A 25,077-nucleotide genomic window follows, 5' to 3' on the forward strand; every position below is an offset into this window, starting at 1 on the left:
GGTGTTCCCGGCGTACGGGGCAAGCTTGACGGGGTCCGGACACATCCGGCGAGTCAAAGCAGTGTCCTAACCACACGTCACTCGGTTAGATGAGTGTGGACACCAGAACACCCCGCACACCCACGGGGGACGGCCCGTCGGGATTCGACGACGCTCCCGCGCTGAGCATGGTGAAGGTGCCGAGCGATCCGGCGCAGATCATCGTCAATCATGCGAGCTTCCGCGTGCAGTTGGGCGCGTCGACGAGACGCGCCCAATCCCCGCGCATCGCACGGCACTTGATCGCCGCCGAGGACACCGCCCGGATGCCGGCCGTAGGCGCCGCGGGGCGCCGTCGGCCCGTCGTGTGGAGCGGCAGGTCCGCCCCCGACGACACCGGCGCCCACCGCCTGTTGCAGGCCGTGCGGGGCGGCAGCGTCGGCCATGCCGAGCCGCCCGCCGCCGACGCCGGAGCCACCCAGGTCATCCCCCGTGTCGACGTCGACCACGGCTACCAGGCCGACTACGACGACGAGTTTGCCCAGACCATGGCGGCCCCGCTCGTCGGCGCCCAGCGCACCCCCGACGGCAACGGCACCCGGCTCCTGCCCCACATGCGCACGGTGGGCAGCGCGTACGACGAACCCGCCCACGAGGGCGAGGAGTTCGACGACGGCTTCGACGAGGCCCGCGCCGACCGCGCCACCAGGCGCCAGGGCGACGAAGCCGCGCGGCACTCCTACTACCCGGGCCGCCGGATGAACCTCGGCGTCGTCCTCCTCCCGCTCCGGATCTTCCTCGGCTTCATCTCCATCTACGCCGGCATGGGCAAGCTGTGCGACCCCGTCTACTTCGACGGCGGCAAGCGCGGCTCCATGGTCAAGTGGCTCAACACCCTGCACCCGTGGGACGTCGCCGAACCACTGCGCCAGTTCGCCCTCCAGCACCCCGTCGGCTCCGGCCTCGTCATCGCCTTCCTCCAGGTCATCGTGGGCGTCCTCACGATCCTGGGCTGCTGGCAGCGCGTCGCCGCGGTCGTCGGCGCCGGCCTGTCCGCCGCGCTCCTGGTCACCGTCAGCTGGAAGAGCGTCCCCGCCTACGACACCCCCGACATCATCTACCTCGCCGCCTGGTCCCCGCTGATCATCGCCGGCGCCCCCGTCTACTCCATCGACGGCCGCCTCGCGGGCCGCGCCTGGCGCCGCCTCGGACCCCACTCCGACATCTGGGAACTGCGCCGCTACGTCCTTCGGCGCGGCGCCCTCGTCACCGCCATCGTGATGGGCCTGACCCTGCTGATCGGCTCTGTGCTCGGCAGTGCCGTCCGCGACGCCGACCGCATCATCGTCCCCGGCCCCGGCGAGGCCCCGCGCAACGAGCTGCCCGGCTCCCCGCTCCCGCAGGACTCCGCCAAGGCCCGCAAGAAGAGCCCGTCGGCGTCCACCCGGCCCAGCCAGGGCGCCACCACGGGCCCCTCCACCGGCACCTCGGTGACCCCCGGCGCCACCCGCGACACCGACACGACCACCACCGGCGGCTCGCCCAGCCAGACCCAGGGCACCACGGGCCGGACCGCCCCCCAGCAGTCCTCCCCGGCCCAGCAGGCCCCCAGCACCACCTCGGGCCCGACCGGGGGCACGAGCACCTCCGGCGGTTCCACGGGCGGCTCCGGCACCGGAGGTTCCTCCTCCGGCGAACCGGGCCTGGTGGGCGGCCTGTTGGGGTAGGCGGGCCGGTGGGCGACGTACTGGGCGACCCCACCGGCTGAGAGACATGAGCCCAAGACAAGGTCCCGCACCCACGGAGGTGCGGGACCTTTCTCACCTGGATCGGATTTCACCGGTTTCGCGCAAGCTCGGGCCGGAGCGCTCGGCCCAGGCCTTGGGTTGGATCGGCAGGGCGATCGGGAGAAAGGAGCTGCGCCCTCACTCCCGATCGCCCTGCGGCGTGGACTCCTTCTTCTGCGACTACGGCAGGAACCGCCGTGGGCCGTGCGTCAGTTGCAGAAGTTGAGGATGGGCAGGAGGCCGTTGCCGCACTGGAAGTGCTCGCCGTCCCCGTCCCCACCGCCGTGACCCTTGGCCGGGGCAGCCTTGGTCGCGACGTGCGTGGCGGGTGTCGCGGCCACAGCGGAGGTGGCGGTCGCCATCCCCGCCGCACACATGATGCCCACGACGGCAGTGACCGCGAATGCTCGCGGAATCCGGCAAACGGTCTTCTCGGAGAGAGGTGTTGTGTTCATGCACTCACCTTGCACACCCTCGCGATCAGCTGCTCGCCGAGCGCATCCGCACGGGTGAAGCACCCTCGAAGACCCGGCACACCCTCACTCAGCCCTGGCAATACCTGACGACTCGTCAGGTAAAGGGTCGGCTGTTGCGGCCTGTTGGGCCAGGCCAGGGCCCGGCTCCCGCGTCGGGTCCCACGCCCCTGAGGGCTTGGTCCCTGGGGGCTTGGTCCCGACGGACCCGCAACCTGACGCCCTGCGTCACCGACCGAGAGCCGCCAGCTCCTTGGCCGCCTCGGTCAGATCCTTCGCGGTGTCGATGGCCCGCCAGTACGCCCCCTGCGGAATCGGGAACCCGGCCAGCCGCAGCTCACGGGCCAGTGTGGGGAACGTCGTCCGCTCATGATCCCCTCGCTCCGGCAGCAGCCGGGCGAACGCGGGCGAGAAGACGTACACCCCCGCGTTGATCTCGAAGGTCGACGGCGGTGCCTCGATGAAGTCGGTGATGTGACCGAACCCGTCGGTCTGCACGGCACCCCACGGAATGCGCGGCCGCGCCAGCGCGAGCGTCGCGACCGCGTCCCGCTCGGTGTGGAAGTCCGCCATGTCCCGCAGCGAGAACCGGGTCCAGATGTCACCGTTCGTCGCGTACCACGCCTGATCCGGGTGCGGCAGATGTGCCGCCGCGTACTTCAGTCCGCCACCCCGGCCGAGCGGCTCCGTCTCGATGACCGTCTGCACGCGCAGCGGCAGGTCGGCCGTCTTCAGCCAGTCCTGGAGCACCTCGGCGAGATGCCCGCAGCTGACCACCACGTCCGTCACGCCCTCCTCGGCGAGCCAGACGAGCTGATGGCCGATGATCGGAGTTCCCGTGCCGGGGATCTCGATCATCGGCTTGGGGCGGGTGTCGGTGTAGGGGCGCAGCCGGGATCCCTGGCCGCCGGCCAGGATCACGGCCTGGGTGGGGCGGGACGCGGCGTTCGGATCGGTCATGACCGGAACCTTACGACGCGCCCCTCTCCCGACCTCGCTCGGCATCCCCTCTCGCGGGGTCAGCCGCTATGTGCCGCGGCCACACCCGTCGCGAAGGACGTGTCGCAGACGGGGCGGGCGTAGGACTGCGCGCGCGTGGGGCCGTACACACGGACCGCGGCGCGGCCCAGGGCCTTCGCGATGGAGGCGCAGTGTCTGGCGAGCGAGGGGCGCTCGTTCACGGCCTCCTGGAGGTGCGTGAGGGCGATGCCGGGGTTCTTCTCCTGGAGCTCGGTCAGGAGCTGCCCGCGCAGGGCGTCCTGGGGGGCGAGGGGGGCGCTGCGCGGCTTGCTGTCCGAGACCGTCGCGTCCGACGCGGTGAGCACCGAGGAGCTCGAGGGATCCCCCGACCAGTTGACTCGGGTGACCGCGAGGGTCCCGGAGAGCACCAGGACGACCGGCAGGACAAGGGCGAGGGAGCGGCCGATACGGCGGGCGGGGCCCCGGCCGCGTCGCGTCTGTTGGTAAGTGGAGTGCTTCACGCGTGTGAGGGTAGCGTGCGGTAATGATTTGGCGACATTTAGTCACCGGTTCGGGGGATGAGGCGGTGCCGATTTTCGGGTAGGGCGTTGACGAACACTGCTCGAAATGGCCGGAGTGCCGGGGTATTTGGCGACGCGTTCGGGGGCGTTCGGGGCGAGTTCCGGGCGCGAGAAGGGCCCCGCAGAGATTCTGCGGGGCCCTTCTCGTCAACCTGGGTGAATTGCTGCGGTTCGTCCTCAGTCGGTGAGGCGCTCGCCCGTGGAGGTCGAGAACACGTGGGTCTCGCCCGGACGCGGCACGACGTGCAGCGTGGCGCCCTTCTCCGGGACCGCGCGGCCGCTGACGCGGACGACCAGGTCCTTCAGCTCGCCGTCGACCTTGGCGGAACCGTAGACGTAACCGTCGGCGCCGAGCTCCTCGACGACGTTCACGGTGACAGCGAGACCGGCCGGGGCGTCCTCGGTGTCCTTGGAGAGGGCCGAGGCGGCGGCGCCGTTGTGCTCGACGATGTCGAAGTGCTCGGGGCGGACGCCCACGGTCACCGTGGTGTCACCCTTGTCGGAGGCGGCCTTGAGGGCCTCGCGGTTGACGGGCACCACGCTGTTGCCGAACTTCACACCGCCGTCGGTGATCGGGACCTCGACGAGGTTCATCGCCGGGGAGCCGATGAAGCCGGCGACGAAGAGGTTCGCCGGGCGGTCGTACATGTTGCGCGGCGAGTCGACCTGCTGGAGCAGACCGTCCTTGAGCACGGCGACCCGGTCGCCCATCGTCATGGCCTCGACCTGGTCGTGGGTGACGTAGACGGTGGTGATGCCGAGACGGCGCTGGAGCGAGGCGATCTGCGTACGCGTCGACACACGGAGCTTGGCGTCCAGGTTCGACAGCGGCTCGTCCATGAGGAAGACCTGCGGCTCACGCACGATGGCGCGGCCCATCGCGACACGCTGGCGCTGACCACCGGAGAGCGCCTTCGGCTTGCGGTCCAGGTACTCCACGAGGTCGAGGATCTTCGCGGCCTCCTCGACCTTCTGCCGGATCTCCGCCTTGTTGATTCCGGCGATCTTGAGCGCGAAGCCCATGTTGTCGGCGACGGTCATGTGCGGGTAGAGCGCGTAGTTCTGGAACACCATGGCGATGTCCCGGTCCTTCGGCGGCAGGTGCGTGACGTCGCGGTCACCGATGCGGATGGCACCACCGTTGACGTCCTCGAGCCCCGCCAGCATGCGGAGCGAGGTGGACTTGCCACAGCCGGACGGGCCGACCAGGACGAGGAACTCGCCGTCCTCGATGTGGATGTCGAGACCGTCGACGGCGGGCTTCGTGGAACCCGGGTAAATGCGGGTCGCCTTGTCGAACGAAACAGTGGCCATGGCTCAGAGGCCCCCTTCTACCGGCAGGAACGTGCCGGACGATCCGTTGTAGGAAGGTGGTGTAGTCCACACAGGTGTGGACTGGCTCTGGACGGTACCTGGCGGTCACGCGTATGTCAGTACCTGGGCCACTGTGAACTTCGCGGAAACTTTCGAATGGGGCAGAGCACCGCACTTTTGACCTTGCTGTTCGGCTTCCTGCTTCATCGTCCACAGCCGACCACACACAGCCCTGGTGAGCTGCGTCTGACCGGTCTTACGGGGACTCCACAGGCATTCCGGCCGACGGCCCGTCGGTCCGTACTGCAGCAGCCGCGCTCTACGCGGCCAGCAAGCGCAAACCCTCGTCCCTGAGATTCACGGCGGCGTTCACGTCACGATCGTGGAGGGCCCCGCAGCCGGCGCACGTCCACTTGCGAACCGAGACGTCCAGTCTTGGCCCCGTGACATGGCAGGCGGAGCACCGCCGTGTCGAGGGGAAGAAGCGATCTACAACCACCAGCGTCCGGCCGTACCACTCGCACTTGTAGCGGAGCTGCCGTAGCAACTATCCCCACGAGGCGTCCACGATCGCCTGATTCAGTTTCGCCTTCCGTCCACGTCCCTTGCCGCGCGCCACCCGCATCAAGGTCTTGACCGACAGGTCTTCCACCACGAGCACTTGGTTCTCGCGCACGAGGCGGGTGGTGAGCTGGTTCAGCATGTCCCTGCGTACGTCACTGATCAGGGCGTACAGCCGCGCGATCTTCTCCCGAACCTTCTGCCGATTCTTCGACCCCCGCACCTTCGGTGTGCAGCTCCCGCTGCAACCGCGCCAACTTCTCCGCGTACCGCTTCAACAACCGCGGATGATCGAACTTCGTCCCGTCATCCAGGATCACCAGCGACGCCAGCCCGACATCCACCCCGACCGCCTTCGGCTCCCGCGTCCCCGGCACGAACACCACAGGCAGCGCCGCTATCCGCTCCTCCACCAGCACGGACACGAAATACCGGCCCGCCCGATCCCGCGTCACCGACAACCGCACCGGAACCTCCCCGGCAGGCAACGCCCGAGACCACCGGATCTCCAACGGCACCGACTGCTTCGCCAACGTGATCAGCCCAGTCCCCGGCCGCCCCGGATCCTCCACCCACTTGAACCCCGTACGCACATACGTCGCCGTATCCCGCGAACGACCCTTCTTCTTCCGCCTCGGATACCTGGCCACACCCTTGAAGAAACGCCTGATCCAGATGACGCAGAGACTGCTGAAGCACCGTCGACGACACATCCCCCAACCAGGCCGTCTCCTCCTTCCGCTTCCAGCCGGTCAACGCCCGACACGTCTCCGCGAACCCCACATTCACCCGGTGCCGCTCCCAGGCCCCCGAACGCAGCGCCAGCCCCTCGTTGTAGACCCACCGACACGCCCCGAACGTCCGCTCCAACTGCTCGGCCTGCTCCTCGGTCGGATAGAAGCGGAACCGGTACAGACGGTGATGCGTGTCGGGCGCCTTGGCGTGGGACTTCAGCGGAGTCGCCTTGCGTGTGTGGTGCTTCCGGCGCCCGCCGATGCCGAGGACCTCGCGCTTGGCGCGCTCCGTCTCCCCCATGACCCCTCCCTGACGATCCGATCTTCGGAACAGCACGTCAGCTCGATCAACGAACGGGTGCGCGGATGGTTACGCACGGTTTGGGAGCGTGTGGAGTGCGGAACTTCGTGGCTAGAGGAAACGGGTGCTGTGTACAGTGGAGCCGCCTTCGCGTACGGCATTGCAGTACGCGTTGCCGCCTTAGCTCAGTTGGTAGAGCGCCGGCTTTGTAACCCGAAGGTCGTCGGTTCGATTCCGACAGGCGGCTCCATTGACCCCAGGTCAGATGCTATCTGGCCTGGGGTTTTGTGCTGGCAGTTCTACGGTGACGCGCAGGCCGCCTGTGGGGCGTGGCGTGAGGGTGAGCGTGCCGTCGTGGGCCTGGGTGATCGTTTTGACGATGGCGAGGCCCAGGCCGACGCCCGCGTGGTCGGTGTGGATGCGTTCGGTGCCGCGCTGGAAGGGCTCGGTGAGGGTCGGGACCAGTTCCGGGGTGAGGTGGTCGCCGGTGTTCTCGACGGTGAGGACCACCGTCCCCGGGCGGACCTCGGTGGTGATCCACACGGTGCCCTGCTCGGGCAGGTTGTGGACGATCGCGTTGTGCACGAGGTTCGTGGTCAGCTGGAGCAGAAGGGCCTGCGATCCGGTCGTCGGGGTGATGTCCCCGCGGGTCTCGATGGTGACGCCGTGCTTCTCCGCGAGGGGGAGGAGTGTCTCGGTGGCCTCTTCCGCCATGAGGGAGAGGTCGACGCGTTGCCGGGTGAAGGACCGCTGCTCGGCGCGGCTGACGAGGAGCAGTGCCTCGGTGAGGTCGATGGCGCGGGTGTTGACGGTGTGGAGGCGGTCGATGAGCCGGCCGGTGTCGTGGTGCGGGTCGGTGCGGGCCACGTCGAGGAGTGACTTCGAGATCGCGAGCGGGGTGCGCAGTTCGTGGGAGGCGTTGGCCGCGAATCTGCGCTGTTCGGCGACGTGTGCTTCGAGGCGGGCGAGCATCGCGTCGAAGGTGTCGGCCAGTTCGCGGAATTCGTCCTTGCGGCCCGGCAGCCTGATCCGGTGGGAGAGGGATCCGGTCGCGGCCGTGCGGGTGGCGTCCGTGATGCGGTTCAGGGGGGCGAGCATGCGGCCGGCGAGGATCCAGCCTCCCAGGACGCCGAACACCAGCAGGAACGCCATCGTCGCGGCTGCCGTCGGGGCGAAGGCCTTGAGGAACATGGTGCCCGGGGTTGCCTGCACCGCTCCCGCTTCGTTGAACAACTCCCCCTGGAGAGACAGGTACAGCCCCACGGTGACGATCAGCAGGATGCCCGCGAGCATGAGGAACCCGGCGTAGCTGAGGGTGAGTTTGAGGCGGACACTCAGTCCGGGCGCTCTATCCACGGTCCGCTCCCTCGCCTCGGGCCCCCGGCTGTGTGTCGATGCGGTAGCCGACGCCCGGCACGGTGGCGATGATCCAGGGTTCGCCGAGCCGTTTGCGCAGGGCCGAGACGGTGATGCGTACGGCGTTGGTGAACGGGTCGGCGTTCTCGTCCCAGGCGCGTTCCAGGAGTGTTTCGGCGCTGACGACACCGCCTTCGGCGCCGACGAGGACTTCGAGCACGGCGAACTGCTTCCGGGTCAGGGCGACGTAGCGGCCGTCCCGGTAGACCTCTCGGCGGAACGGGTCCAGGCGTAGGCCCGCGATCTCCCGTACGGGTGGGCGGTGGTGGGCTCGCCTGCGGTCGAGTGCTCTGAGTCTGAGCGCGAGTTCTTGGAGTTCGAAGGGTTTGGTGAGGTAGTCGTCGGCGCCGAGTTCGAAGCCGGTGGCCTTGTCGTCGAGGCGGTCGGCGGCGGTGAGCATGAGGATCGGCGTGCCGGTGCCGGAGGCGATGATGTGGGTGGCGATCTCGTCGCCGGAGGGTCCGGGGATGTCCCGGTCGAGGACGGCGATGTCGTAGGTGTTGATGCTCAGCAGTTCGAGGGCCGTGTCGCCGTCGCCCGCGATGTCGGCCGCGATCGCTTCGAGGCGTAGACCATCGCGGATGGCTTCTGCCATGTAGAGCTCGTCCTCGACGATGAGCACACGCATGCCTTCGATGCTACGAGCGGGTGCATATCGTCGGCGTATCGGAATCCGCATACGGGGCGGCAACACCGTGCTGCCTTGACTGGTCGTATGACGAGATACCCGCCCTCGGTGCGGACAGCGACTCGCCGGACTCACCCGTCCCCGCAGGGTGGCTCCGGCCGCGGGCACGCCGGCATCCGATGGGTGCTCCGCGCCTGCTCCCGGCCGGGTCTCTGGAGGCGCGGCCCGGTGCTCGCGGGGCTGGCGGTGCTGCTCGGCCTGGTGATGCTGCTGCACGCGCAGATCCCGGACCGTGGCGGGCTCGGGAGTCTGGTGGAGACCTTCCTGCCGTGGTTCGGCCTGTTCGTGCCGGTGTTGCTGGTCGGTGCGCTGTGGCGCCGTTCCGCTTCCGCGGTGGTCGCGCTGCTGCTGCCGGTCTCGGTGTGGGTGAGTCTGTTCGGGGGGCTGCTCGGCGACCGGTCCCACTCGGGTGGTGACCTCGTCGTGGCCGGTCACAACGTCGGCGCCGACAACCCCGACCCGGCCGGTACCGCTCGCGACCTGGCCGCGTCGGGGGCGGACGTGCTGGGCCTGGAGGAGATCACCCCGCGGGCGAGGCCGGTGTACGAGGAGGGTCTGGCGAAGGCGTACCGGTACCACGCGGTGCTCGGCACGGTCGGGCTGTGGAGCAGGCTGCCGCTGTCGGACGTCCGGCCGGTGGACACGGGGATGGACGCCGGGCCGTTGGGGGACACCAAGTCGGCCGCCGTCAAGCTGTCCTACAACCGCGCGCTGCGCGCCACGGTGGTGACGAGCCGGGGGCCACTGGCGGTGTACGTGGCCCACCTGGGGTCCGTACGGGTGATGCCCACGACGGGCTTCTGGACGGACAGCCGGGACCGCAACGCGAAGGCGCTCGCCCGGGCCGTCGCCGCCGAGCCGAACGACCGGGTGGTGTTGCTCGGCGACCTGAACGGCACCACCGACGACCGCGCGCTCGCCGGCCTCACCTCACGGCTGCAGTCGGTCCAGGACACGGCCGGCGACGGTTTCGGGTTCACCTGGCCGGCGAAGTTCCCGGTGGCACGGATCGACCAGATCCTGGTGCGCGGAGTGACCCCGCGGAGCTCCTGGGTCCTGCCGTCCACCGGCAGCGACCACCGCCCGGTGGCGGCCGGGATCAGCTGGTGAGCGCCGTGAGGCGGGGCTTCTTCAGCGCGCGGAAACGCCTGCGGCGTTCGCGAGGGCCTCGTCGGTGAGGCGGTACACCGTCCAGTCGTCCTGGGGGCGGGCGCCGAGGGATTCGTAGAAGTCGATCGCGGGGGTGTTCCAGTTCAGGACGGACCATTCGAGGCGTTGGTAGCCGTGTTCGACGCAGAGGCGGGCGAGTTCGGTGAGGAGGGCCTTGCCGTGGCCGCCGCCGCGGGCGGTGGGGCGGACGTAGAGGTCTTCGAGGTAGATGCCGTGGACGCCGCGCCAGGTGGAGAAGTTGAGGAACCAGACGGCGTAGCCGATCACGGAGTCCGTGGAGTCGGTCGCCACGTGGGCGTAGGCGGCGGGGCGGGGGCCGAAGAGGGCTTCGTGGAGTTGTTCCTCGGTCGCCTTCGCTTCGGACAAGGCCCTTTCGTAGTCGGCGAGTTCACGGATCAGGGCGTGGATCGCGGGGACGTCGGCGGGGGTGGCGGGGCGGATCACGGCTGTCGGCTCCGGGGGGTGCGCAGGCGGTCGGCGATGTCGAGTTGGCGGGGTTCCAGGGGGCGGCCGTCCTCGATGTCCCAGAGGGCGTTCTGGAGGAGCCGTCCCAGGGTCCAGGCACGCGCGCGTGCGCGGTCCAGGCCGAGGATGTCGGTCATGGCGTCGAAGCGCCAGGTGACCTCGTCGGCCTCGTAGCGGTTGTCGAGGGCGGGCCACAGTTCGAACCCGGGGTCACCGGCCAGGGGTTTGGGGTCGATGGCGAGCCAGGGCGCGCGGTCGGCGGCGAGGACGTTCTCGTCGTGCAGGTCCCAGTGCAGGAGCCGGTCGCCGGGTTCGTCCACGACCTCGCGTACGGCGGCCGCGCAGTCGGCGACGGTACGGCGGATCCCGGGGTCGGGGATGCGCGTGAGGGCCTCGGGGGTGCGGTCCAGCATGGCTCGCGCGATGTCACCGAGGCGGCGCATCCCGGCGGGGGCGGGCCCCGCGGTCAGGTGGGCCAGCAGACCGGCGATGACGAGGACCGCGTCCCGGGTGCCGGGCAGGGTGGACAGCATGCGGGTGGAGTCGAGGCGCTCCAGGAGCATGGTGTGGGTGACCGGGTCGTGGTCGAGGAGGCGGACCGCCCCGTCGCCGTCCCACAGGCGCAGGGCGACGGGTTCGCCGGCGCTCTCCTCGTCGAGGAGTTGCAGTTTCAGCACGGCCCGGGTGCCGTCGCCGCGCAGGACGACCGGCAGGACCAGGGCGGTGACCCCGTGCATCGGGGAGCCGTCCGGTGTGAGTTCCCAGCGCTCCAGGAAGTCCTCGGTCAGAGCCGGCAGCCCGGCGATGAACTCCCGGCCCCGGTCGCCGTTGTAAAGCTCCTGCGCGGCCGCCAGTTCCTCCGGGATGTCGATCACGTGCCGGACCCTACCGGCGTGCGTGAATCGACTCATGCGAATTAACCGGGGTGTCCACAGGGTGTGGGCGTACGTCCGCAGCGCCCCCGGCACCTATGTGTGGCTGGCGGTCCTCTTCGTGACGACGGTGGCGTTGCACCACATGTCGCCGGAGTTCGAGGAGGAGTTCCTGCGGCAGCGCTCGACCAACATCCACGAGCTGTCGAGCGATCCGCCGCGGGTGCTGGTCTCCAGCGCGATGTGGATCGACAGCGGGCACTGGTTGCCGTACGTCGTCCTCTACTCCCTCTTCCACGCACCGGCCGAGCGCTGGCTGGGTACGGCGCGCTGGCTGGCGGTGTGCGCGGCGGCGCACGTGCTGGCCACGCTGATCAGCGAGGGGGCGCTGCTGTGGGGGATCCGGCACGGGATGGCGCCCGCCTCCGCGGTCAACACGCTGGACATCGGAGTGAGTTACGCGCTGGCCGGGGTGATCGCCGTGCTGGTGTACCGGATTCCGGCGCCGTGGCGGTACGTCTACGGGTTCGCCGTCCTCGTCGTGTACGCGGTGCCCCTGGTGACCGGGCGGACCTTCACCGATCTCGGGCACTTCGCCTCGGCGCTGATCGGGTTCGGGTGTTACCCGCTGGTCGCCGGGCGGGAGAAAGCACGGAATCCGAAGGAGACAGCGGGTGTGCCGGCGGGTTAACGTCCCTGGCCATGAGCAGCAGGGTCGTGAACGGCGGCATCTCCTTCTGGTACGCGGACGACGGCTTCCCCGAGGCGCGGGAGCCGCTCGGCGGTGACGCGTCGGCGGACGTCGTGATCGTGGGCGGCGGGTACACCGGACTGTGGACGGCGTACTACCTGAAGAAGGCCGTGCCCTTTCTGCGGATCACCGTCCTGGAGCAGAAGTTCTGCGGTTACGGCGCCTCCGGGCGCAACGGCGGCTGGCTCTACAACGGCATCGCGGGCCGCGACCGGTACGCGAAGCTGCACGGCCACGAGGCCGCCGTACGCCTGCAGAAGGCCATGAACGGCACCGTCGACGAGGTCGTCCGGGTGGTCGGGGAAGAGGGCTTCGACGCCGGGCTCCACAAGGGCGGCGTCCTCGAAGTCGCGCGTACGCCCGCGCAGTTGGCGCGGCTGCGGGCCTTCCACGAGCACGAGCTGTCGTACGGCGAGAAGGACCGTGAGCTGTACGGCGCCCGGGAGACGGCCGAGCGGATCCGGGTCGCGGACGCGGTCGGGTCGTCGTGGACGCCGCACGGGGCGCGGGTGCATCCGGTGAAGCTCGTCAAGGGGCTCGCGGCGGCCGTCGAGGCACTCGGCGTCACGATCCACGAGCAGACGCCGGTGACGGAGATCCGGCCCAAGCACGCGGTCACCCCGTACGGCACCGTCCGCGCGCCCTATGTGCTGCGCTGCACCGAGGGCTTCACCGCCGCGCTGAAGGGCCAGCGGCGGACCTGGCTGCCGATGAACTCCTCGATGATCGCCACCGAGCCGCTGACCGACGAGCAGTGGGCGGCGATCGGCTGGGAGGGACGCCAGACACTCGGCGACATGGCGCACGCCTACATGTACGCGCAGCGCACCGCCGACGGGCGGATCGCGCTGGGCGGGCGCGGGGTGCCGTACCGCTTCGGATCGCGCACCGACAACGACGGCCGTACGCAGGCGGCGACCGTCGAGGCGCTGCGGGAGATCCTCGTCGGGTTCTTCCCGATGCTGGCCGGGACGCGGATCGCGCACGCCTGGTCGGGGGTGCTCGGCGTGCCCCGCGACTGGTGCGCGTCGGTGACCCTGGACCGTTCGACGGGTATCGGGTGGGCGGGCGGTTACGTCGGCTCGGGTGTCGCCACCGCCAACCTGGCCGCCCGGACCCTGCGGGACCTGGTCCAGCAGGACTCCGGGCAGGGCGGCCGGACCGAGCTCACCGAACTGCCGTGGGTCGGCCACAAGGTGCGCCGGTGGGAGCCGGAACCGCTGCGGTGGCTCGGCGTGCAGGGCATGTACGCCACCTACCGCACGGCGGACCGGCGGGAGCTCACCGGCCACCGCGCGGAGTCGTCCCGGCTGGCGCGGTGGGCGGACCGGATCGCGGGGCGGCACTGATCGGATAACGCTTTCTGCGCCCTGTGGATACTCGTGAGGGCGTTGTCGTACCCCTGTGTCACTATCGCCTCAACGTTTGCTGATCCAGGGGGGATCCTTTGTTCGACGTTGACTCCTGTCCGCCTGTCGGAAGACAGAGACGGGCGGCCGTCTTCGCCGCTCTCGTCGCGCTGTTCGTCTCGCTGCTGAGCCTGACCGGGGCGAGCCCGGCCGCCGCCGAGGACGCGGACTGCGCACCGCTCGTGCTCGCGCCCTTCGGCGATCCCGGGGACGCCGTCAACAAGGCGACCGTCCCGGTCGGGGAGAGCACCTGCTTCTCCCTGGCGGCGTCGGCGGCCGGCCGGTACCTGGTGTCCATCGACCGTGGCAGCGCCGCCTACGCGCAGATGTTCGCCGCGGACGGCACCGAAGTCGACTGCTACGACGAGGCGTTCTCCGAGAGCGGCCGGTGTGACCTGCCCGCGCCCGGCGACTACACCGTCAAGATCGTCAACAGTGGCCAGTGGGACCTGACGGACACCGCGTTCACCGTCGTCCCGCTGAGTTCGGCAACCGAGGGCTGTTACGACGACGTCGGCACCGCCTGGTACCCGCCCCTGCCCGTCCGGACCACCGTGAGCGAGCTGGAGATCGACTGCCAGGCCTTCGAGGGCACACCGGGCGAGCGCGTCCTGCTCAGCCGGGTCACCAAGGTCTACGGCGAGATGGTCTCCTGGATCACCGACGCGACCGGCACCCGTATCTGCCCGCGTGTCATCGCCGACGACGAGAGCAGCCTCAGCTGTGTGCTGCCCGGTGAGGGCCCCTACCGGGTGATCTCCGAGGTGACGTACTCGGAGAAGGGCTTCCCCGCCGAGTACACGGCCGGGGTGCACTCGCTGACCGACCCCGAGGGCTGCCGGACCGCGTCCGTGCGCCCCTTCGGAGCGCCGGAGGGCCTGGACTACCAGGACAACCCCTGCTTCACCTTCACCGTCGGCAAGGCCGGACCGTACGTGGTCCACGAGGTCGACGACTACTCGGCGAGCGCCGCCCTCGTGTACGACGCGGCCGGGAAGATCGCCTGCGAGGAGACCGACCCCTGCAGGCTGCGGTCCGCGGGCACCTACACCGCGATCATCTACCTCGGCGTCGACCCCGGTGACGACCTGCTCCTCCTCGACCGTGCCTCCGACGCCGGGTGCGTGGCGGCCGGGACCGGCGTGTTCCAGGGCGAGTTGAGCGTCGTGGGCGAGTACGACTGCCTGGCGCTCGACGTCCCCCAGGGCGCCACGATCGCCGCGCTCACCCCGATCGGCTCCGACGGTGTCGACGCCGAGGTGGAGGTCGTCGACGCGAACGGCACCGTCCAGTGCGGCACCACGAAACTGGCCGACGGCAACTGCGTGCTGGCCGGCACGGCTCCCTTCCGGGCACTGGTGCACACCGACGCCCTCGGTACGGGCAACTCCACCGGCCCCTACTCGATCGCCTTCCACCGCGTCGACGGGGCGAACGACTGCCCGGTCCTGCCCGCCGGAAGCTTCGGTGCCGACGGCGCGAAGGCCACCTTCGGCACGGGTGACGGCGTGTTCTCGCAGTGCCTGGGTATTCCGGCCGACGCGCACACGGGCGCGGAGGTACTCCAGCTGGTCAACACCTCCGGGGGCGTGCCGGCGAGGTTCTCCGTGCTGGACGCCACCGGCAAGCAGGTCTGCGACCGCACCGCCACCAGCAACGGCTGGGTGGTGTGCGCGCTGACCCCGGGCGTGGCCCACACCGTGCTGGTCACCGGCCGCGACCTGGCCGCCACCTACACGCTGGCCAGGCGGGACGTCACCGCGAGCGCCTCCTCGGCGGGCTGCGTGAAGACCGCGGCGGCGAAGGTCGGCGGCCCGTCCGTGACCGGCGTGGCCGGCGAGCCGGGCACCCTGACCTGCCACCAGGTCACCACCGACGCGGCCGCCGACGCCCTGCACCTCGACGTGCGGGACGCCCTGGGCACCGCCAACCTCGCGGTGTTCGGCGGTGACGGCGGCTCCGAGTGCTCCTTCCGCAACCGCTCCTGCGCGGTCACCGGGTCCACCACCCACCAGGTCCTCGTGCAGACCCCGGTCACCCTGAAGGCGGCGCCCGAGTACCACCTGGACGCCCTGCGCGTCGCGACGGCGGACGGACCGGCACCGGAGTGCACCCGGGTGCCCTCGGTGTCGTACGGCTACGGGCCCGTCACCGGCACGCTGGACGAGCAGCACAGCGCGGTGTGCGCGGTGCTGCCCACGGCGGGGTTCGACCGCTTCGACATGGCGATCACGGACACCACCGGGGCGACCACCACGGCGGTGCCGGCGCTCTACAACAAGTCCTGGAACAACGGCTGTTCGCTGTACATCCCGTCCGGCTGGCAGTGTGCGGCGGGCGGCTCCTCCTCGGCGGCCAGCCCTAGCGTCCTCGTGCTCGGCCTGCCGGAGAAGGCGTCCAGCACCTCCTACAGCGCCAAGCTGACCTGCACGTTCACACTGTGCGGGCCGGACAGGGTGAGCGTCGCGGCGGTCGGTCCCGCCACCGGGGTCGCCGGCACCAAGGTGAAGCTCACGGTGACCGGTACCGCACTGCCCCTGAACGCGACCGTACGGCTCAGTCAGAGCGGCAAGACCCTGACCGCGACGACGGACTCGGTATCCGCCGACAACCGGACCCTGACCGCGACCCTCGATCTGACGGGGGCGGCGGCCGGCACCTGGAACGTCAGCGTGTACGCGGGCTGCTGCGAGTTCCAGAAGGGCACGTTCACCGTCACCGAGCCCCAGCTCACCAGCACGGCCGCACCGAAGATCACCGGGACCGCCAAGACCGGCGCCAAGGTGACGGCGGAGCCGGGCAGTTGGTCGGCGGCGCCGACGTCGTACACGTACCAGTGGAAGGCGGACGGCACGGCGATCAGCGGGGCTACGGCGAAGACGTACACCGTTACCGCCGCGGTCGTCGGCAAGAAGCTCACCGTGACGGTCACCGCCGTCAGGAGTGGCTGGAAGAGCGGTACGGCGACCTCGGGCGCGGTGACCGTGGCCAAGGGCGACGCGCCCAAGGCGACCAGGCTGCCGGTGATCAGCGGCACCGCGAAGGTGGGCAGGACGCTGAAGACGACCAACGGCACGTGGAGTCCGGCGGCGACCTCGTACGCCTACCAGTGGTACGCGAACGGCACGGCTATCAGCGGTGCCACCAAGTCGTCGCTGGTGCTGAAGACCGCTCAGAAGGGCAAGAAGATCACCGTGAAGGTGGTCGCGCACCGCACCGGGCACCAGGACGGGTCGGCGGTGAGCAAGCCGACGAAGGCCGTCGTCAGGTGAGCTGAGGTGTCGAAGGGGCGGCCTCCGCGGCCGCCCCTTTGCCGTTCAGGCCACCGATCGTTCAGGCCACCGATTGGGCGCGTCAGGGCTCCAGTACCACCTTCCCGGTCGTGCCGCGGGTCTCCAGCGCCCGGTGCGCGGCGGCCGCCTCGGCGAGCGGGAAGCGCTGTACGGCGGGGGTGAGACGGCCCGCGGCGGCTTCGGCGAGGGCGCGCAGTTCGAGGGTGCGGACGGGGTCGGGGCCCGCCTTCTGGAGCATCACGGGGCCGAGGACCTGCTCGGAGACGCCCTCGACGAGGTACGGCTGCCCGTCGTGGATGCCCTCGCCGGACCAGCCGAAGACGATGTGCCGGCCTCCGTCACCGAGCAGGGCCACGGACTCGCGCGCGATGTCCCCGCCCACGCCGTCGAAGACGACGGTGGCGGTGCGGCCGCCGAGGAAGGCACGGACCTTGTCCGGCCACGAGGGGTCTGTGTAGTCGACGGCGAGGTCGGCGCCGTTGCCCTGAACCCGGGCCGTTTTCGACGGTCCGCCCGCTAGGCCGATGACCGTCGCCCCGGCGTTCTTCGCGTACTGCACGAGCAGCGTGCCGATGCCTCCGGCGGCCGCCGGGATCACGGCCACCGAGTCGCGGCCGAGCTCGGCGAACCGGACGATCCCCATGACCGTACGGCCCGTGCCGACCATGGCGACGGCCTGGGCGAAGTCGAGGTTCCCGGGGATCTCGTGGACGCGGTCGACCTCGGTGACGGCGAGTTCGGCGTAGCCGCCGGGGGCGAAGCCGAGGTGGGCGGTCACGCGCTTGCCGAGCCACAGCCCGGCGACGCCCTCGCCGAGGGACTCGACCGTGCCGGCGACCTCACGGCCAGGGATGGTGGGAAGCGTGGTCGGCCGGGGCGCCGGCCCCTGGTGACCCTCGCGCAGGGCGGTGTCCAGGAGGTGGACCCCGGCCGCCCGTACGGCGATACGGACCTGGCCGGGGCCCGGTACCGGATCCTCCGTCTGTTCGTAGGTGAGGTTCTCGGCGGGGCCGAAGGTGTGCAGGCGGACGGCGTGCATGGGTGGAACCCTCCTCCGTAGGTGTGCACCCACCCTCCGGCCTCAAGCGTGCTTGAGGTCAAGGGCGTTCCGGCCGAGTGCCAGCGACACGGCGGTGAGCGCGCTGGTGAAGGAGACCTCCGAGAGCACCCCGGGCGCCGCGACCTGGTCGCCCGCGAGATAGACGCCGTCACCCCGGTCGACGGCGGGCCGGTCCCGCCAACTGGTGCCGGGCAGGTCGACGGCTCCGGTACGGCCGTTCGCGACGGACTCACGCCGCCAGGTGACGCGCTCGCGCCAGCCGTCGAAGGCGAGATCGAGCAGTTGCTCCGCGCGCGCGACCCCGTCGGCCTTGGTCTCGTGCGGGGCGATCGGGATCTGGCCCTGGAGGAGCTGTTCGCCCGCGGGTGCCAGGGTGCGGTCCTGGGCGGTGAACCGTTCGATCCAGCCGGGGGAGTCGAGGTCGGAGACGGCGAAGGCGTCGCCGCGCCGGGTGCGCAGGGCGAGGTCGATCAGTGTCGTACGGCCGCTCGGCCAGGTCAGGGAGTCGTCGCGGAGGAGGCGGCGGGCCGCGTCGAGGGACGTGGCGACGACGACCGGGGTGTCGGTGGGGAGGGTGTCGACGCGGGACAGGGTCTCCATCCGGACGCCCAGGTTCCAGGCGCGGGCGGCCATCCGGTCGACGACGCCGGCCCAGCCACCGAGCGGGTAGTGCGCCTCGGGCGGCAGCTTGGTGGCACGCCGGAGCCGTTCCTGCACGAACGCGGCGGACAGGGCACCGGGGTCGTGGTGGAAGAGGGCGACGGCGGAGTAGTGGGCGGCGGCACGGGCGCCTTCCTCGCCGGCCTGCCCGGTGGCCCAGGACATGAAGTCCACGTCGACCGGGGCCTGTCGGGCGCCGCGGCGCAGCAGCTTGAGCATCGCGAAGGGCGGAGTGCGGCGCAGGGCGCCCTTGTGCCGCAGGCGCAGCCGGGCCGCCTCCAGGGGTGGGAGTGGTGCGAGCGGTCCGACGAGGTCGCGCTGCTGGAGCCAGGACCAGTGCGGGCCGCCGTTGTAGAGGGCGTGCGGGCCGTCGTTCGTGCGGTACGGCCCCTCGGCGGTCCTGGCCCGACCGCCGAGCGTGTGATGGGCCTCGTACACGGTGACCTTGGCGCCCGCCTCGGCGGCGGTGATCGCCGCGGTCAGTCCGGCGAGGCCGCCGCCGATGACGGTGATGCGGTGCATGTCCGGGGGTCTCCCTCTGCTCGGGTGCGTGTCTTTTTTCGTCGTCGTCTTCTTCGTCCTCGCCGCTATGACTGATTGGGGGCACCGGAATGTGACATGGAGGCGGTTCGCGCAGCTCAGGGGATTGTCAGTGGTGGGGTGCAGGATGGGGGCATGGTGAGTCGAGCGGTGGGGGCGAGCAGGGTGAAGGGGGCGCGGCGGCCGGAGGTGCGGCTGCCACCGCTGGAGCCGTACGGGGGAGGAGAGCTGGAGCCGGACGGGGACTATGACGGTCTGGAGTTCCTGGAGGCGGACTTCGCGGGGCAGGACGGGGCGGGGGCCCGCTTCATGGACTGCGCGCTGAGAAGCTGCGCGCTGGACGAGACCCGGCTCCACCACGCCCGCTTCCTCGACTCGGTCCTCACCGGCATACGGGGCGTGGGCACCGATCTCGCGGAGTCGACCCTGCGTGACGTCGAGCTGATCGACGCGCGCCTCGGCGGAGTGCAGTTGCACGGGGCGGCGCTGGAGCGGGTCGTGATCCGGGGCGGCAAGATCGACTATCTGAACCTGCGTACGGCGGTCCTGAAGGACGTCGTCTTCGAGAGCTGCGTCCTGGTGGAACCGGACTTCGGCGGCGCCCGCCTGGAGCGCGTGGAGTTCGTGGACTGCGCTCTGAAGGGCGCGGACCTCACGGCGGCGACCCTCAAGGACGTCGACCTGCGCGGCGCCGCGTCCCTGGAGATCGCCCGGGGCATCGACCGCCTCGCCGGGGCGGTGATCAGCCCGTCCCAACTCCTGGACCTGGCACCGGTGCTGGCGGCGGAGGTGGGGATTCGGGTGGAGGGGTGACGGGGGAGGGGTCAGGCCGAAGGAACCAGGGGCGGCATGTCGCTGCCCGCCATGCGCATTCCGCCGCTTCCTTCACCGCTCACTTCACCCTCGGGAATCGTGCCTGGAGCGTCCAGATCGCCGGGTTCTCGCCCAGGTCCTCGTGCAGGTCGACCAGGTCGGCGATCAGGTCGTGGAGGAAGTCGCGGGCCTCGCGGCGCAGGTCCGCGTGGGAGAAGGTGAGCGGGGGTTCCTCCACCGGCATCCAGTCGGCCTCGATGTCCACCCACCCGAAGCGGCGCTCGAAGAGCATGCGATCGCTGGACTCGGTGAAGTCGAGTTCGGCGTGCTGCGGGCGGGAGGCGCGGGAGCCCGCGGGATCGCGGTCGAGGCGTTCCACGATGTCGCACAGCGCCCACGCGAAGTCGAGCACCGGCACCCATCCCCAGGCTGTGGACAGTTCCCGGTCCTCCTTGGTGTCCGCGAGATACACGTCCCCGCAGAACAGGTCGTACCGCAGCGCGTGGACGTCCGCGCGGCGGTAGTCGGTCTGCGGGGGGTCCGGGAAACGGTTGGAGAGGGCGTAGCCGATGTCGAGCACGTAGCCGATGGTGTCACGCGGCCCTCATAGGATCACGGCGTGCCCCGATCCGTGCCCCTCGTCCACCGTGCCCCGCTCGTCCCCACCGCCCTGCTCCTGGCGGGAGCCCTCGCCCTCACCGCGTGCGACGGCGGAGTGCACGGCACCCCCGGCGGCTCCGGCCTGCGCGACCGCGACCCGTACTTCCCGAAGTCCGGCAACGGCGGCTACGACGTCACCCACTACGACCTCGACCTCGCCTACGACCCGGACACATCCAGGCTCTCCGGCACCGCGACCCTCACCGCCCGCGCCACCCAGAACCTCTCCGCCCTCAACCTCGACCTCGACGGCCTGGACGTCGAGAAGGTCACCGTCGGCGGCGACCCGGCCCGCTGGAACCGCACCGGCCGGGAGCTGACCGTACGCCCGCACGACGACCTCGACGAGGGCCGCGTCTTCCGCGTGAGCGTCGCCTACTCCGGCACCCCGAAGACCGTCACCGACCCGGACGGCTCCGAGGAGGGCTGGCTGCCCACCGACGACGGCGCGGTGGCCCTCGGCGAACCGACCGGCTCGGCGGCCTGGTTCCCCGGCAACCACCACCCCTCCGACAAGGCGTCCTACGACCTCACGATCACCGTGCCCGAGGGCCTTAAGGCCGTCTCCAACGGCGAGTTGACGGCGAGCAGGACCAGCGGCGGCCGTACGGCATCCCACTGGCACACCGCCGAACCCATGGCGAGCTACCTCGCCACGCTCGCGATCGGCGACTACGACATCCACCGCACCGCCACCCCCGACGGCCTGCCCGTCTACACCGCGGTCGACCCGGCGCAGGCGGCCGCGAGCCGGAAGGTACTGGCGCAGATCCCCGCCGTCATGGCCTGGTCCGAGGACACCTTCGGCGCGTACCCCTTCTCCTCCACCGGCGCGATCGTCGACCGCCAGGGGGACGCCGAGTACGCCCTGGAGACCCAGAACCGCCCCTACTTCCCCGGCGCCCCCGACACCGAGACCCTCGTCCACGAACTCGCCCACCAGTGGTTCGGCGACTCCGTCACCCCGAAGACCTGGCGGGACATGTGGCTCAACGAGGGCTTCGCGACCTACGCCGAGTGGCTGTGGGCCGAGGACCACGGCGGTGACAGCGCCCAGAAGACCTTCGACGAGCTGTACAGGCACGGCGACGACGTCTACGCCGACCTGTGGTCCTTCCCGCCCGGCAAGCCGTCCGGCGCCGCGCACCTCTCCGACAGCCCCGTCTACCAGCGCGGCGCGATGGTCCTCCACCAGATCCGCCGGCAGCTCGGCGACACCGCCTTCCGCGCCCTTCTCCGCGACTGGCCCACCACCCACCGCCACGGCAACGCGGACACCGAGGACTTCACGTCCTACGTCGAAGATCTCGCCCCCGACAAGGACTTCGGCCCGATCTGGGAGCAGTGGCTGTACGGGGACGGAAAGCCGGAGCGCTCCGCGTAGCCGACAGGCCTATCGGCCACCGTCTCGTTTGCGCTCGCCGCGCCGCAGTGCGCGACGCTCCTTTCCCGGCAGGGTGGCGGCCAACTCACCCACGAGACAGACGTCATGGCCTGTGCCGTCCCGGCTGCCCCGGCACCACCACACCACCGGGTCCGACGGTTCCGCCTCGCCCCCGCACCAGTCGTCAGCGGTCCCCGCGGGGCGAACGTGCACCCCGATCTTGTGTTCCCGACAGATCGGCCAGACCTGCCAGAGCAGCTCCATGACCGTCTCCTGTGCCGCTTCCGCGACCAGCGTCAGGGCCGTCATCGCGTCATCCGGCTCCGGCGGGTCGCCCTCCTCCACGTCGAAGACGTTCACCGCATTGCCCTGCCAACGGCCGTCCGGCATCGCCACATGGACCAGTCCCCTGTCGATCCCGCTCGCGGGCAGCGGCTGCCAGGACGGGGCGACCATGAGTATCAGCGCGTCCTGACCGGGCAGGGTCGCCGTCACGTCGCGATTGACCACAGCGAGTGCGGCCTCGAACATCGGCCACTCACCGGGCTCGGCCCGCCTGGGCTTCGAGAGATCCGGCCGGTCATGACCAGGACCGATGCGGTCGTACGAGTAGGAGTTCACCGACGCATCGTCTCAGCCACGCGGAGCGCGGATTCAGTCCTTGTAGCGCGGCAGGTCGTCCGTGGAGATCGTCCAGTCGCCGATCGTGACGTCCTCGATGGCGGCGATGAGGGTGCGTGGGTCGAGTGCCCCCTCGCCGACTATTTCTGTCTCGGCGATCACCATGACATCTGGGCGGCGCATGATCCCTTCGGTCTCGTCCTCGACATCCGGCTTGCCCGTGTGGGCCACGATCGCTTCCGGCATCACGTGTTCGAGGCGTTTCCGGACGACCAGAGTGGTCAGCTCGTGCCGACCGACACCCGCTGCCCTGTCGTGGACGATCCCCTCCTTGGTGACCTCGAACTTGCAGGGGAGGGCGTCGTCCATGGACAGAACGAGGTCGCGCATGGCCCGGTACTGGTGGGAGTTCATGCTAGGCGGCCTCCTGGAGATCGCGTCGGCAGTCGCGGTTACGGGTTCTCATGGACCGCGTTCGTCTCACAGGCGTAGGGAGAGACATGACCTCCGAACTCGCGTGGTTCAAGAGCAGCTACAGCGGCGGCAATGACGGTAACTCCTGCGTCGAGATCGCGGTGGCACCCCGCACGATCCACGTCCGCGATTCCAAGAACGCCCCCACCGGCCCCCGCCTCGCCTTCACCCCCGCCACCTGGGCCGCATTCGTCTCGCAGGCCCTTGTGCCCTGACCGGGAAGGTTCACCGGTCCGGGAGCCCCCCACGACCGTGGGCGGCTCCCGGACCCGTGAGCCGTCCGGCCGGACGCGCCCACGGGTTGGGCAGGTCGTCAGTTCCAGGGGGATGCGGTGAGCCAACTGGTGTCCTGGGCCCACGACGTCGTGGCGTCCCAGGCGTTGGTGCCGCCGTTGCTGGCGATGTAGGCCGTGTAGTTGTAGTGGCGGAGGTACTTCGTCGGGAAGTTGGCGGACTGGAAGGAGGTGCCGACGCCGCTGTTGCCCGCGGTGGGGCAGAAGGTGGCGTCCTTGGCGAACGCGCTGCCGCCGTCGTCGAAGTTCAGGTTGAGCTGGTAGTTGAAGTGGCGCAGGAACTGGCCGGGCTTGTCGACGGACTCGAAGGACAGGCAGGAGGGGTTGGCCAGGCCGGCACGGACGATCCAGGTGGCGTCGGCCTTGTCGGTGGCCGAGCTGGAGGAGTTGATGCTGGAGATGACGACCTTGGTGTCGGCGTCGTTGTGGCGCAGGTAGTGCGAGGTGCAGCAGGGCGAGGTGGTGGCCTTCAGGGAGATCCGGGAGCCCGGGGTCAGTGAGCCGGTGCTGGTCGAGCCGCTGTCGTAGCCGGCGGCGGTGATGTTGGCCTGGACGGCGTTCTCGGTGGCGTCCGAGGGGTAGCCCGAGGTCATGACGCCTTCGTAGAAGGTGCCCTGGGCCCACTTGCTGTTGTCACCTCCGATGCCGAGGATGATCGCGCCTTCCTTGCTCATCGGGTTGTAGCCGCCGGCGGTGGGACGTATTCCGTTGTAGTAGGTGGACAGGCCGCCCGACTGGGCGTTGCCGCCACGCAGGGCCCACTGGTTCGCGCCGCCCTTGAGCATGGCGGTCAGGAACCGGTTGTCGACGCTCGGGTCACCCGCGTTGAAGCCACGGTTGACCCCGGAGAACAGGCCGTTCTCCAGGTCGGCCATGACCCAGGGGCCGTTGCCGCTGCCCCAGCCCCAGCCCTTGTTGTTGCCGAAGTACAGGGCCTCCATGTGGCCGTTGCCGGTGTCCAGGCTGTTGGTCTCGGCGTTGCCGTAGTCGAAGCAGCATTCGCCGTTGAAGTGCTTGCCGTTGAAGATGGCGTACATGCCCTCGGGCTGGTCGCCGGTGGCGATGCCGTTGGTGTTGTTGTTGCGGTAACCGGTGCCGGGGGCGATGTAGACGCCGTACGCCTTGTGTCCACCGACGGTGACCGGCGCCTCGATGGCGTTGGCCAGGTTGTCCGGCCCGGGGGCGGCTCCGCCCGCGGGTGCCTGGGTGAGGTTGTTGCCCTTGGGGGACTGGTCGTAGATGACGGTGATGACGCAGGTGGTGTTCGCGCAGAAGGAGTCCTGCGCGGCGGCGTCGGCGACGCCGCCGGCGGTCAGCGGGACGATGTCCTTGGTCGTGTTGTCGGAGGCGCGCCTGACCTGGTACAGCGGGCCGGTGTACGCCCCGTACAGGGCGCGGGTGGTGCTGTGCGCGGCCACGCAGGGGGTGCCGCCCGCGGCGTAGATGTCACACGGCCCCTGGGTGGCGGCCTGCGAGGGGGCGGCCGTGGCGGTGAGCAGGCCGACGGCGAGCGCAGCCGTGGCACCGGCCGCGAGCAGCGCGCGTCTGACGCCTCGTATCCACGGTGGCTTGATCATGAAGAACTCCTTCAAGGATGGGTTGAGGGTGGGCGTCGACGAACCCCTGGTGTCCGGCTGTGCGGACGGTGCGGGTTTCGTTGACGCCTCCGTGTCGGTGAGGTTCCGGTCGTTCCCGACACCGGGTCAGGGGTGGTGGCGGATGTACTCGGCCAGGTGGTTGAAGGACTGGATGGAATAACCGGTGCCGCTGTTTTCTCTAGCTGCTCGCAGTAAGTCCGAAATATCGAACGGTGTGCGG

The 25,077-nt window shown here is 70.2% G+C and carries 25 protein-coding genes, 1 tRNA gene and 1 pseudogene; 9 read left to right on the forward strand and 18 right to left on the reverse strand.

Features of this window, described 5'->3' with window-relative positions; all coding sequences use genetic code 11:
* Window positions 1-89: 89 nt before the first annotated feature.
* A complete protein-coding gene (locus ACIRP7_RS02960; protein ID WP_403653094.1) occupies window positions 90-1,706 on the forward strand; it encodes a DoxX family protein in 1,617 nt (538 codons plus the stop codon).
* A gap of 269 nt (window positions 1,707-1,975) precedes the next feature.
* Here the strand turns inward: ACIRP7_RS02960 and ACIRP7_RS02965 are convergent, their stop codons facing one another.
* From ACIRP7_RS02965 to ACIRP7_RS03000, 8 genes and pseudogenes are all read right to left on the reverse strand, one after another.
* Window positions 1,976-2,221: a hypothetical protein gene (locus ACIRP7_RS02965; RefSeq protein ID WP_007382939.1), complete on the reverse strand. Its 246-nt coding sequence runs from the start codon at window positions 2,219-2,221 to the stop codon at window positions 1,976-1,978.
* A 246-nt stretch (window positions 2,222-2,467) separates the two neighbouring features.
* Window positions 2,468-3,199: an NDP-sugar synthase gene (locus tag ACIRP7_RS02970; protein ID WP_403653097.1), complete on the reverse strand. Its 732-nt coding sequence runs from the start codon at window positions 3,197-3,199 to the stop codon at window positions 2,468-2,470.
* A 59-nt stretch (window positions 3,200-3,258) separates the two neighbouring features.
* Entirely contained in the window at window positions 3,259-3,720 is a 462-nt protein-coding gene (locus ACIRP7_RS02975; protein WP_352388858.1) for a hypothetical protein, read from the reverse strand.
* A 237-nt stretch (window positions 3,721-3,957) separates the two neighbouring features.
* Window positions 3,958-5,094 (reverse strand): ABC transporter ATP-binding protein, encoded by a 1,137-nt coding sequence (locus tag ACIRP7_RS02980; protein ID WP_390006693.1) that lies wholly within the window; start codon window positions 5,092-5,094, stop codon window positions 3,958-3,960.
* A gap of 319 nt (window positions 5,095-5,413) precedes the next feature.
* Entirely contained in the window at window positions 5,414-5,593 is a 180-nt protein-coding gene (locus ACIRP7_RS02985; RefSeq protein ID WP_403654203.1) for a zinc ribbon domain-containing protein, read from the reverse strand.
* A gap of 48 nt (window positions 5,594-5,641) precedes the next feature.
* Window positions 5,642-5,878 (reverse strand): transposase, encoded by a 237-nt coding sequence (locus tag ACIRP7_RS02990; RefSeq protein WP_403653102.1) that lies wholly within the window; start codon window positions 5,876-5,878, stop codon window positions 5,642-5,644.
* Window positions 5,811-6,188: a hypothetical protein gene (locus ACIRP7_RS02995; RefSeq protein WP_403654283.1), complete on the reverse strand. Its 378-nt coding sequence runs from the start codon at window positions 6,186-6,188 to the stop codon at window positions 5,811-5,813. Before ACIRP7_RS02995 ends, ACIRP7_RS02990 begins: the two co-directional genes overlap by 68 nt.
* Before the next feature lie 319 nt (window positions 6,189-6,507).
* Window positions 6,508-6,690 (reverse strand): annotated as a pseudogene (locus ACIRP7_RS03000) (helix-turn-helix domain-containing protein); the annotation flags it as partial.
* Window positions 6,691-6,864: 174 nt separating this feature from the next.
* Here ACIRP7_RS03000 and ACIRP7_RS03005 point away from each other — a divergent pair.
* Window positions 6,865-6,940, forward strand: a tRNA-Thr gene (locus tag ACIRP7_RS03005).
* An 11-nt stretch (window positions 6,941-6,951) separates the two neighbouring features.
* Here ACIRP7_RS03005 and ACIRP7_RS03010 read toward each other — a convergent pair.
* A complete protein-coding gene (locus ACIRP7_RS03010) occupies window positions 6,952-8,046 on the reverse strand; it encodes a sensor histidine kinase (protein WP_403653105.1) in 1,095 nt (364 codons plus the stop codon).
* On the reverse strand, window positions 8,039-8,734 hold the full coding sequence (locus ACIRP7_RS03015; RefSeq protein WP_403653108.1) for a response regulator transcription factor: 696 nt from the start codon (window positions 8,732-8,734) through the stop codon (window positions 8,039-8,041). The genes ACIRP7_RS03010 and ACIRP7_RS03015 overlap by 8 nt, the downstream gene beginning before the upstream one ends.
* 87 nt (window positions 8,735-8,821) lie before the next feature.
* Between ACIRP7_RS03015 and ACIRP7_RS03020 the strand changes: the two genes are divergently transcribed.
* Entirely contained in the window at window positions 8,822-9,904 is a 1,083-nt protein-coding gene (locus ACIRP7_RS03020; protein ID WP_403653111.1) for an endonuclease/exonuclease/phosphatase family protein, read from the forward strand.
* Window positions 9,905-9,925: 21 nt separating this feature from the next.
* On the opposite strand, the gene ACIRP7_RS03025 is transcribed toward ACIRP7_RS03020, so the two are convergent.
* Both ACIRP7_RS03025 and ACIRP7_RS03030 read right to left on the reverse strand, forming a co-directional pair.
* Window positions 9,926-10,408: a GNAT family N-acetyltransferase gene (locus ACIRP7_RS03025; RefSeq protein ID WP_403653114.1), complete on the reverse strand. Its 483-nt coding sequence runs from the start codon at window positions 10,406-10,408 to the stop codon at window positions 9,926-9,928.
* Window positions 10,405-11,340, reverse strand: coding sequence for an aminoglycoside phosphotransferase family protein (locus ACIRP7_RS03030; RefSeq protein WP_403653117.1), 936 nt, complete (start codon window positions 11,338-11,340; stop codon window positions 10,405-10,407). Before ACIRP7_RS03030 ends, ACIRP7_RS03025 begins: the two co-directional genes overlap by 4 nt.
* Here ACIRP7_RS03030 and ACIRP7_RS03035 point away from each other — a divergent pair.
* The 3 genes from ACIRP7_RS03035 to ACIRP7_RS03045 all read left to right on the forward strand — a co-directional run bounded on the left by ACIRP7_RS03035 (window position 11,339) and on the right by ACIRP7_RS03045 (window position 16,733).
* The gene (locus ACIRP7_RS03035; RefSeq protein ID WP_403654206.1) at window positions 11,339-11,992 is read left to right on the forward strand and encodes a rhomboid-like protein; all 654 of its coding nucleotides are present in this window, start codon (window positions 11,339-11,341) and stop codon (window positions 11,990-11,992) included. The two genes, ACIRP7_RS03030 and ACIRP7_RS03035, sit on opposite strands and share 2 nt — an antisense overlap.
* 11 nt (window positions 11,993-12,003) lie before the next feature.
* Entirely contained in the window at window positions 12,004-13,401 is a 1,398-nt protein-coding gene (locus ACIRP7_RS03040; protein ID WP_403653120.1) for an NAD(P)/FAD-dependent oxidoreductase, read from the forward strand.
* Between the two features lie 98 nt (window positions 13,402-13,499).
* Complete coding sequence (locus ACIRP7_RS03045; RefSeq protein WP_403653123.1) at window positions 13,500-16,733, forward strand: Tat pathway signal protein; 3,234 nt, start codon at window positions 13,500-13,502, stop codon at window positions 16,731-16,733.
* Between the two features lie 82 nt (window positions 16,734-16,815).
* Here ACIRP7_RS03045 and ACIRP7_RS03050 read toward each other — a convergent pair whose 3' ends face one another.
* On the reverse strand, window positions 16,816-17,793 hold the full coding sequence (locus ACIRP7_RS03050) for a zinc-binding dehydrogenase (RefSeq protein ID WP_403653127.1): 978 nt from the start codon (window positions 17,791-17,793) through the stop codon (window positions 16,816-16,818).
* A 42-nt stretch (window positions 17,794-17,835) separates the two neighbouring features.
* Window positions 17,836-18,996, reverse strand: coding sequence for an NAD(P)-binding protein (locus tag ACIRP7_RS03055; RefSeq protein WP_403653130.1), 1,161 nt, complete (start codon window positions 18,994-18,996; stop codon window positions 17,836-17,838).
* A 153-nt stretch (window positions 18,997-19,149) separates the two neighbouring features.
* Between ACIRP7_RS03055 and ACIRP7_RS03060 the strand changes: the two genes are divergently transcribed.
* Complete coding sequence (locus ACIRP7_RS03060) at window positions 19,150-19,827, forward strand: pentapeptide repeat-containing protein (protein ID WP_403653133.1); 678 nt, start codon at window positions 19,150-19,152, stop codon at window positions 19,825-19,827.
* 79 nt (window positions 19,828-19,906) lie between these two features.
* Here ACIRP7_RS03060 and ACIRP7_RS03065 read toward each other — a convergent pair whose 3' ends face one another.
* Window positions 19,907-20,407, reverse strand: a complete 501-nt coding sequence (locus ACIRP7_RS03065; protein ID WP_403653137.1) for a hypothetical protein — start codon at window positions 20,405-20,407, stop codon at window positions 19,907-19,909.
* 39 nt (window positions 20,408-20,446) lie between these two features.
* On the opposite strand from ACIRP7_RS03065, the gene ACIRP7_RS03070 reads away from it, so the two are divergent.
* Entirely contained in the window at window positions 20,447-21,871 is a 1,425-nt protein-coding gene (locus ACIRP7_RS03070; RefSeq protein ID WP_403653140.1) for a M1 family metallopeptidase, read from the forward strand.
* 9 nt (window positions 21,872-21,880) lie between these two features.
* Here the strand turns inward: ACIRP7_RS03070 and ACIRP7_RS03075 are convergent, their stop codons facing one another.
* Together ACIRP7_RS03075 and ACIRP7_RS03080 are read right to left on the reverse strand one after the other, a co-directional pair.
* Window positions 21,881-22,492 carry a hypothetical protein gene (locus ACIRP7_RS03075; protein WP_403653142.1) on the reverse strand — a complete coding sequence of 204 codons (612 nt, stop codon included), beginning with the start codon at window positions 22,490-22,492 and terminating at the stop codon, window positions 21,881-21,883.
* A gap of 33 nt (window positions 22,493-22,525) precedes the next feature.
* Window positions 22,526-22,906: a hypothetical protein gene (locus ACIRP7_RS03080; protein WP_403653145.1), complete on the reverse strand. Its 381-nt coding sequence runs from the start codon at window positions 22,904-22,906 to the stop codon at window positions 22,526-22,528.
* Window positions 22,907-22,992: 86 nt separating this feature from the next.
* Here ACIRP7_RS03080 and ACIRP7_RS03085 point away from each other — a divergent pair, with 86 nt between their 5' ends.
* Entirely contained in the window at window positions 22,993-23,181 is a 189-nt protein-coding gene (locus ACIRP7_RS03085) for a DUF397 domain-containing protein (RefSeq protein ID WP_403653147.1), read from the forward strand.
* A gap of 98 nt (window positions 23,182-23,279) precedes the next feature.
* Here ACIRP7_RS03085 and ACIRP7_RS03090 read toward each other — a convergent pair whose 3' ends face one another.
* Window positions 23,280-24,836 (reverse strand): alpha-L-arabinofuranosidase B, encoded by a 1,557-nt coding sequence (locus ACIRP7_RS03090; protein WP_403653149.1) that lies wholly within the window; start codon window positions 24,834-24,836, stop codon window positions 23,280-23,282.
* Window positions 24,837-25,077 lie beyond the last annotated feature (241 nt).

This window comes from Streptomyces sp. NPDC102270 (assembly GCF_044766405.1).
In the GTDB taxonomy this organism is placed as follows: domain Bacteria; phylum Actinomycetota; class Actinomycetes; order Streptomycetales; family Streptomycetaceae; genus Streptomyces.

Bases quoted from the DNA above. Each gene is read 5' to 3' on its own strand.
- ACIRP7_RS02960 (WP_403653094.1), top strand. From the start codon at position 90: ATGAGTGTGGACACCAGAACACCCCGCACACCCACGGGGGACGGCCCG.
- ACIRP7_RS02965 (WP_007382939.1), bottom strand. From the start codon at position 2,221: ATGAACACAACACCTCTCTCCGAGAAGACCGTTTGCCGGATTCCGCGA.
- ACIRP7_RS02970 (WP_403653097.1), bottom strand. From the start codon at position 3,199: ATGACCGATCCGAACGCCGCGTCCCGCCCCACCCAGGCCGTGATCCTG.
- ACIRP7_RS02980 (WP_390006693.1), bottom strand. From the start codon at position 5,094: ATGGCCACTGTTTCGTTCGACAAGGCGACCCGCATTTACCCGGGTTCC.
- ACIRP7_RS03015 (WP_403653108.1), bottom strand. From the start codon at position 8,734: ATGCGTGTGCTCATCGTCGAGGACGAGCTCTACATGGCAGAAGCCATC.
- ACIRP7_RS03020 (WP_403653111.1), top strand. From the start codon at position 8,822: ATGACGAGATACCCGCCCTCGGTGCGGACAGCGACTCGCCGGACTCAC.
- ACIRP7_RS03035 (WP_403654206.1), top strand. From the start codon at position 11,339: ATGCGAATTAACCGGGGTGTCCACAGGGTGTGGGCGTACGTCCGCAGC.
- ACIRP7_RS03030 (WP_403653117.1), bottom strand. From the start codon at position 11,340: ATGAGTCGATTCACGCACGCCGGTAGGGTCCGGCACGTGATCGACATC.
- ACIRP7_RS03040 (WP_403653120.1), top strand. From the start codon at position 12,004: ATGAGCAGCAGGGTCGTGAACGGCGGCATCTCCTTCTGGTACGCGGAC.
- ACIRP7_RS03050 (WP_403653127.1), bottom strand. From the start codon at position 17,793: ATGCACGCCGTCCGCCTGCACACCTTCGGCCCCGCCGAGAACCTCACC.
- ACIRP7_RS03055 (WP_403653130.1), bottom strand. From the start codon at position 18,996: ATGCACCGCATCACCGTCATCGGCGGCGGCCTCGCCGGACTGACCGCG.
- ACIRP7_RS03060 (WP_403653133.1), top strand. From the start codon at position 19,150: ATGGTGAGTCGAGCGGTGGGGGCGAGCAGGGTGAAGGGGGCGCGGCGG.
- ACIRP7_RS03080 (WP_403653145.1), bottom strand. From the start codon at position 22,906: ATGAACTCCCACCAGTACCGGGCCATGCGCGACCTCGTTCTGTCCATG.
- ACIRP7_RS03085 (WP_403653147.1), top strand. From the start codon at position 22,993: ATGACCTCCGAACTCGCGTGGTTCAAGAGCAGCTACAGCGGCGGCAAT.
- ACIRP7_RS03090 (WP_403653149.1), bottom strand. From the start codon at position 24,836: ATGATCAAGCCACCGTGGATACGAGGCGTCAGACGCGCGCTGCTCGCG.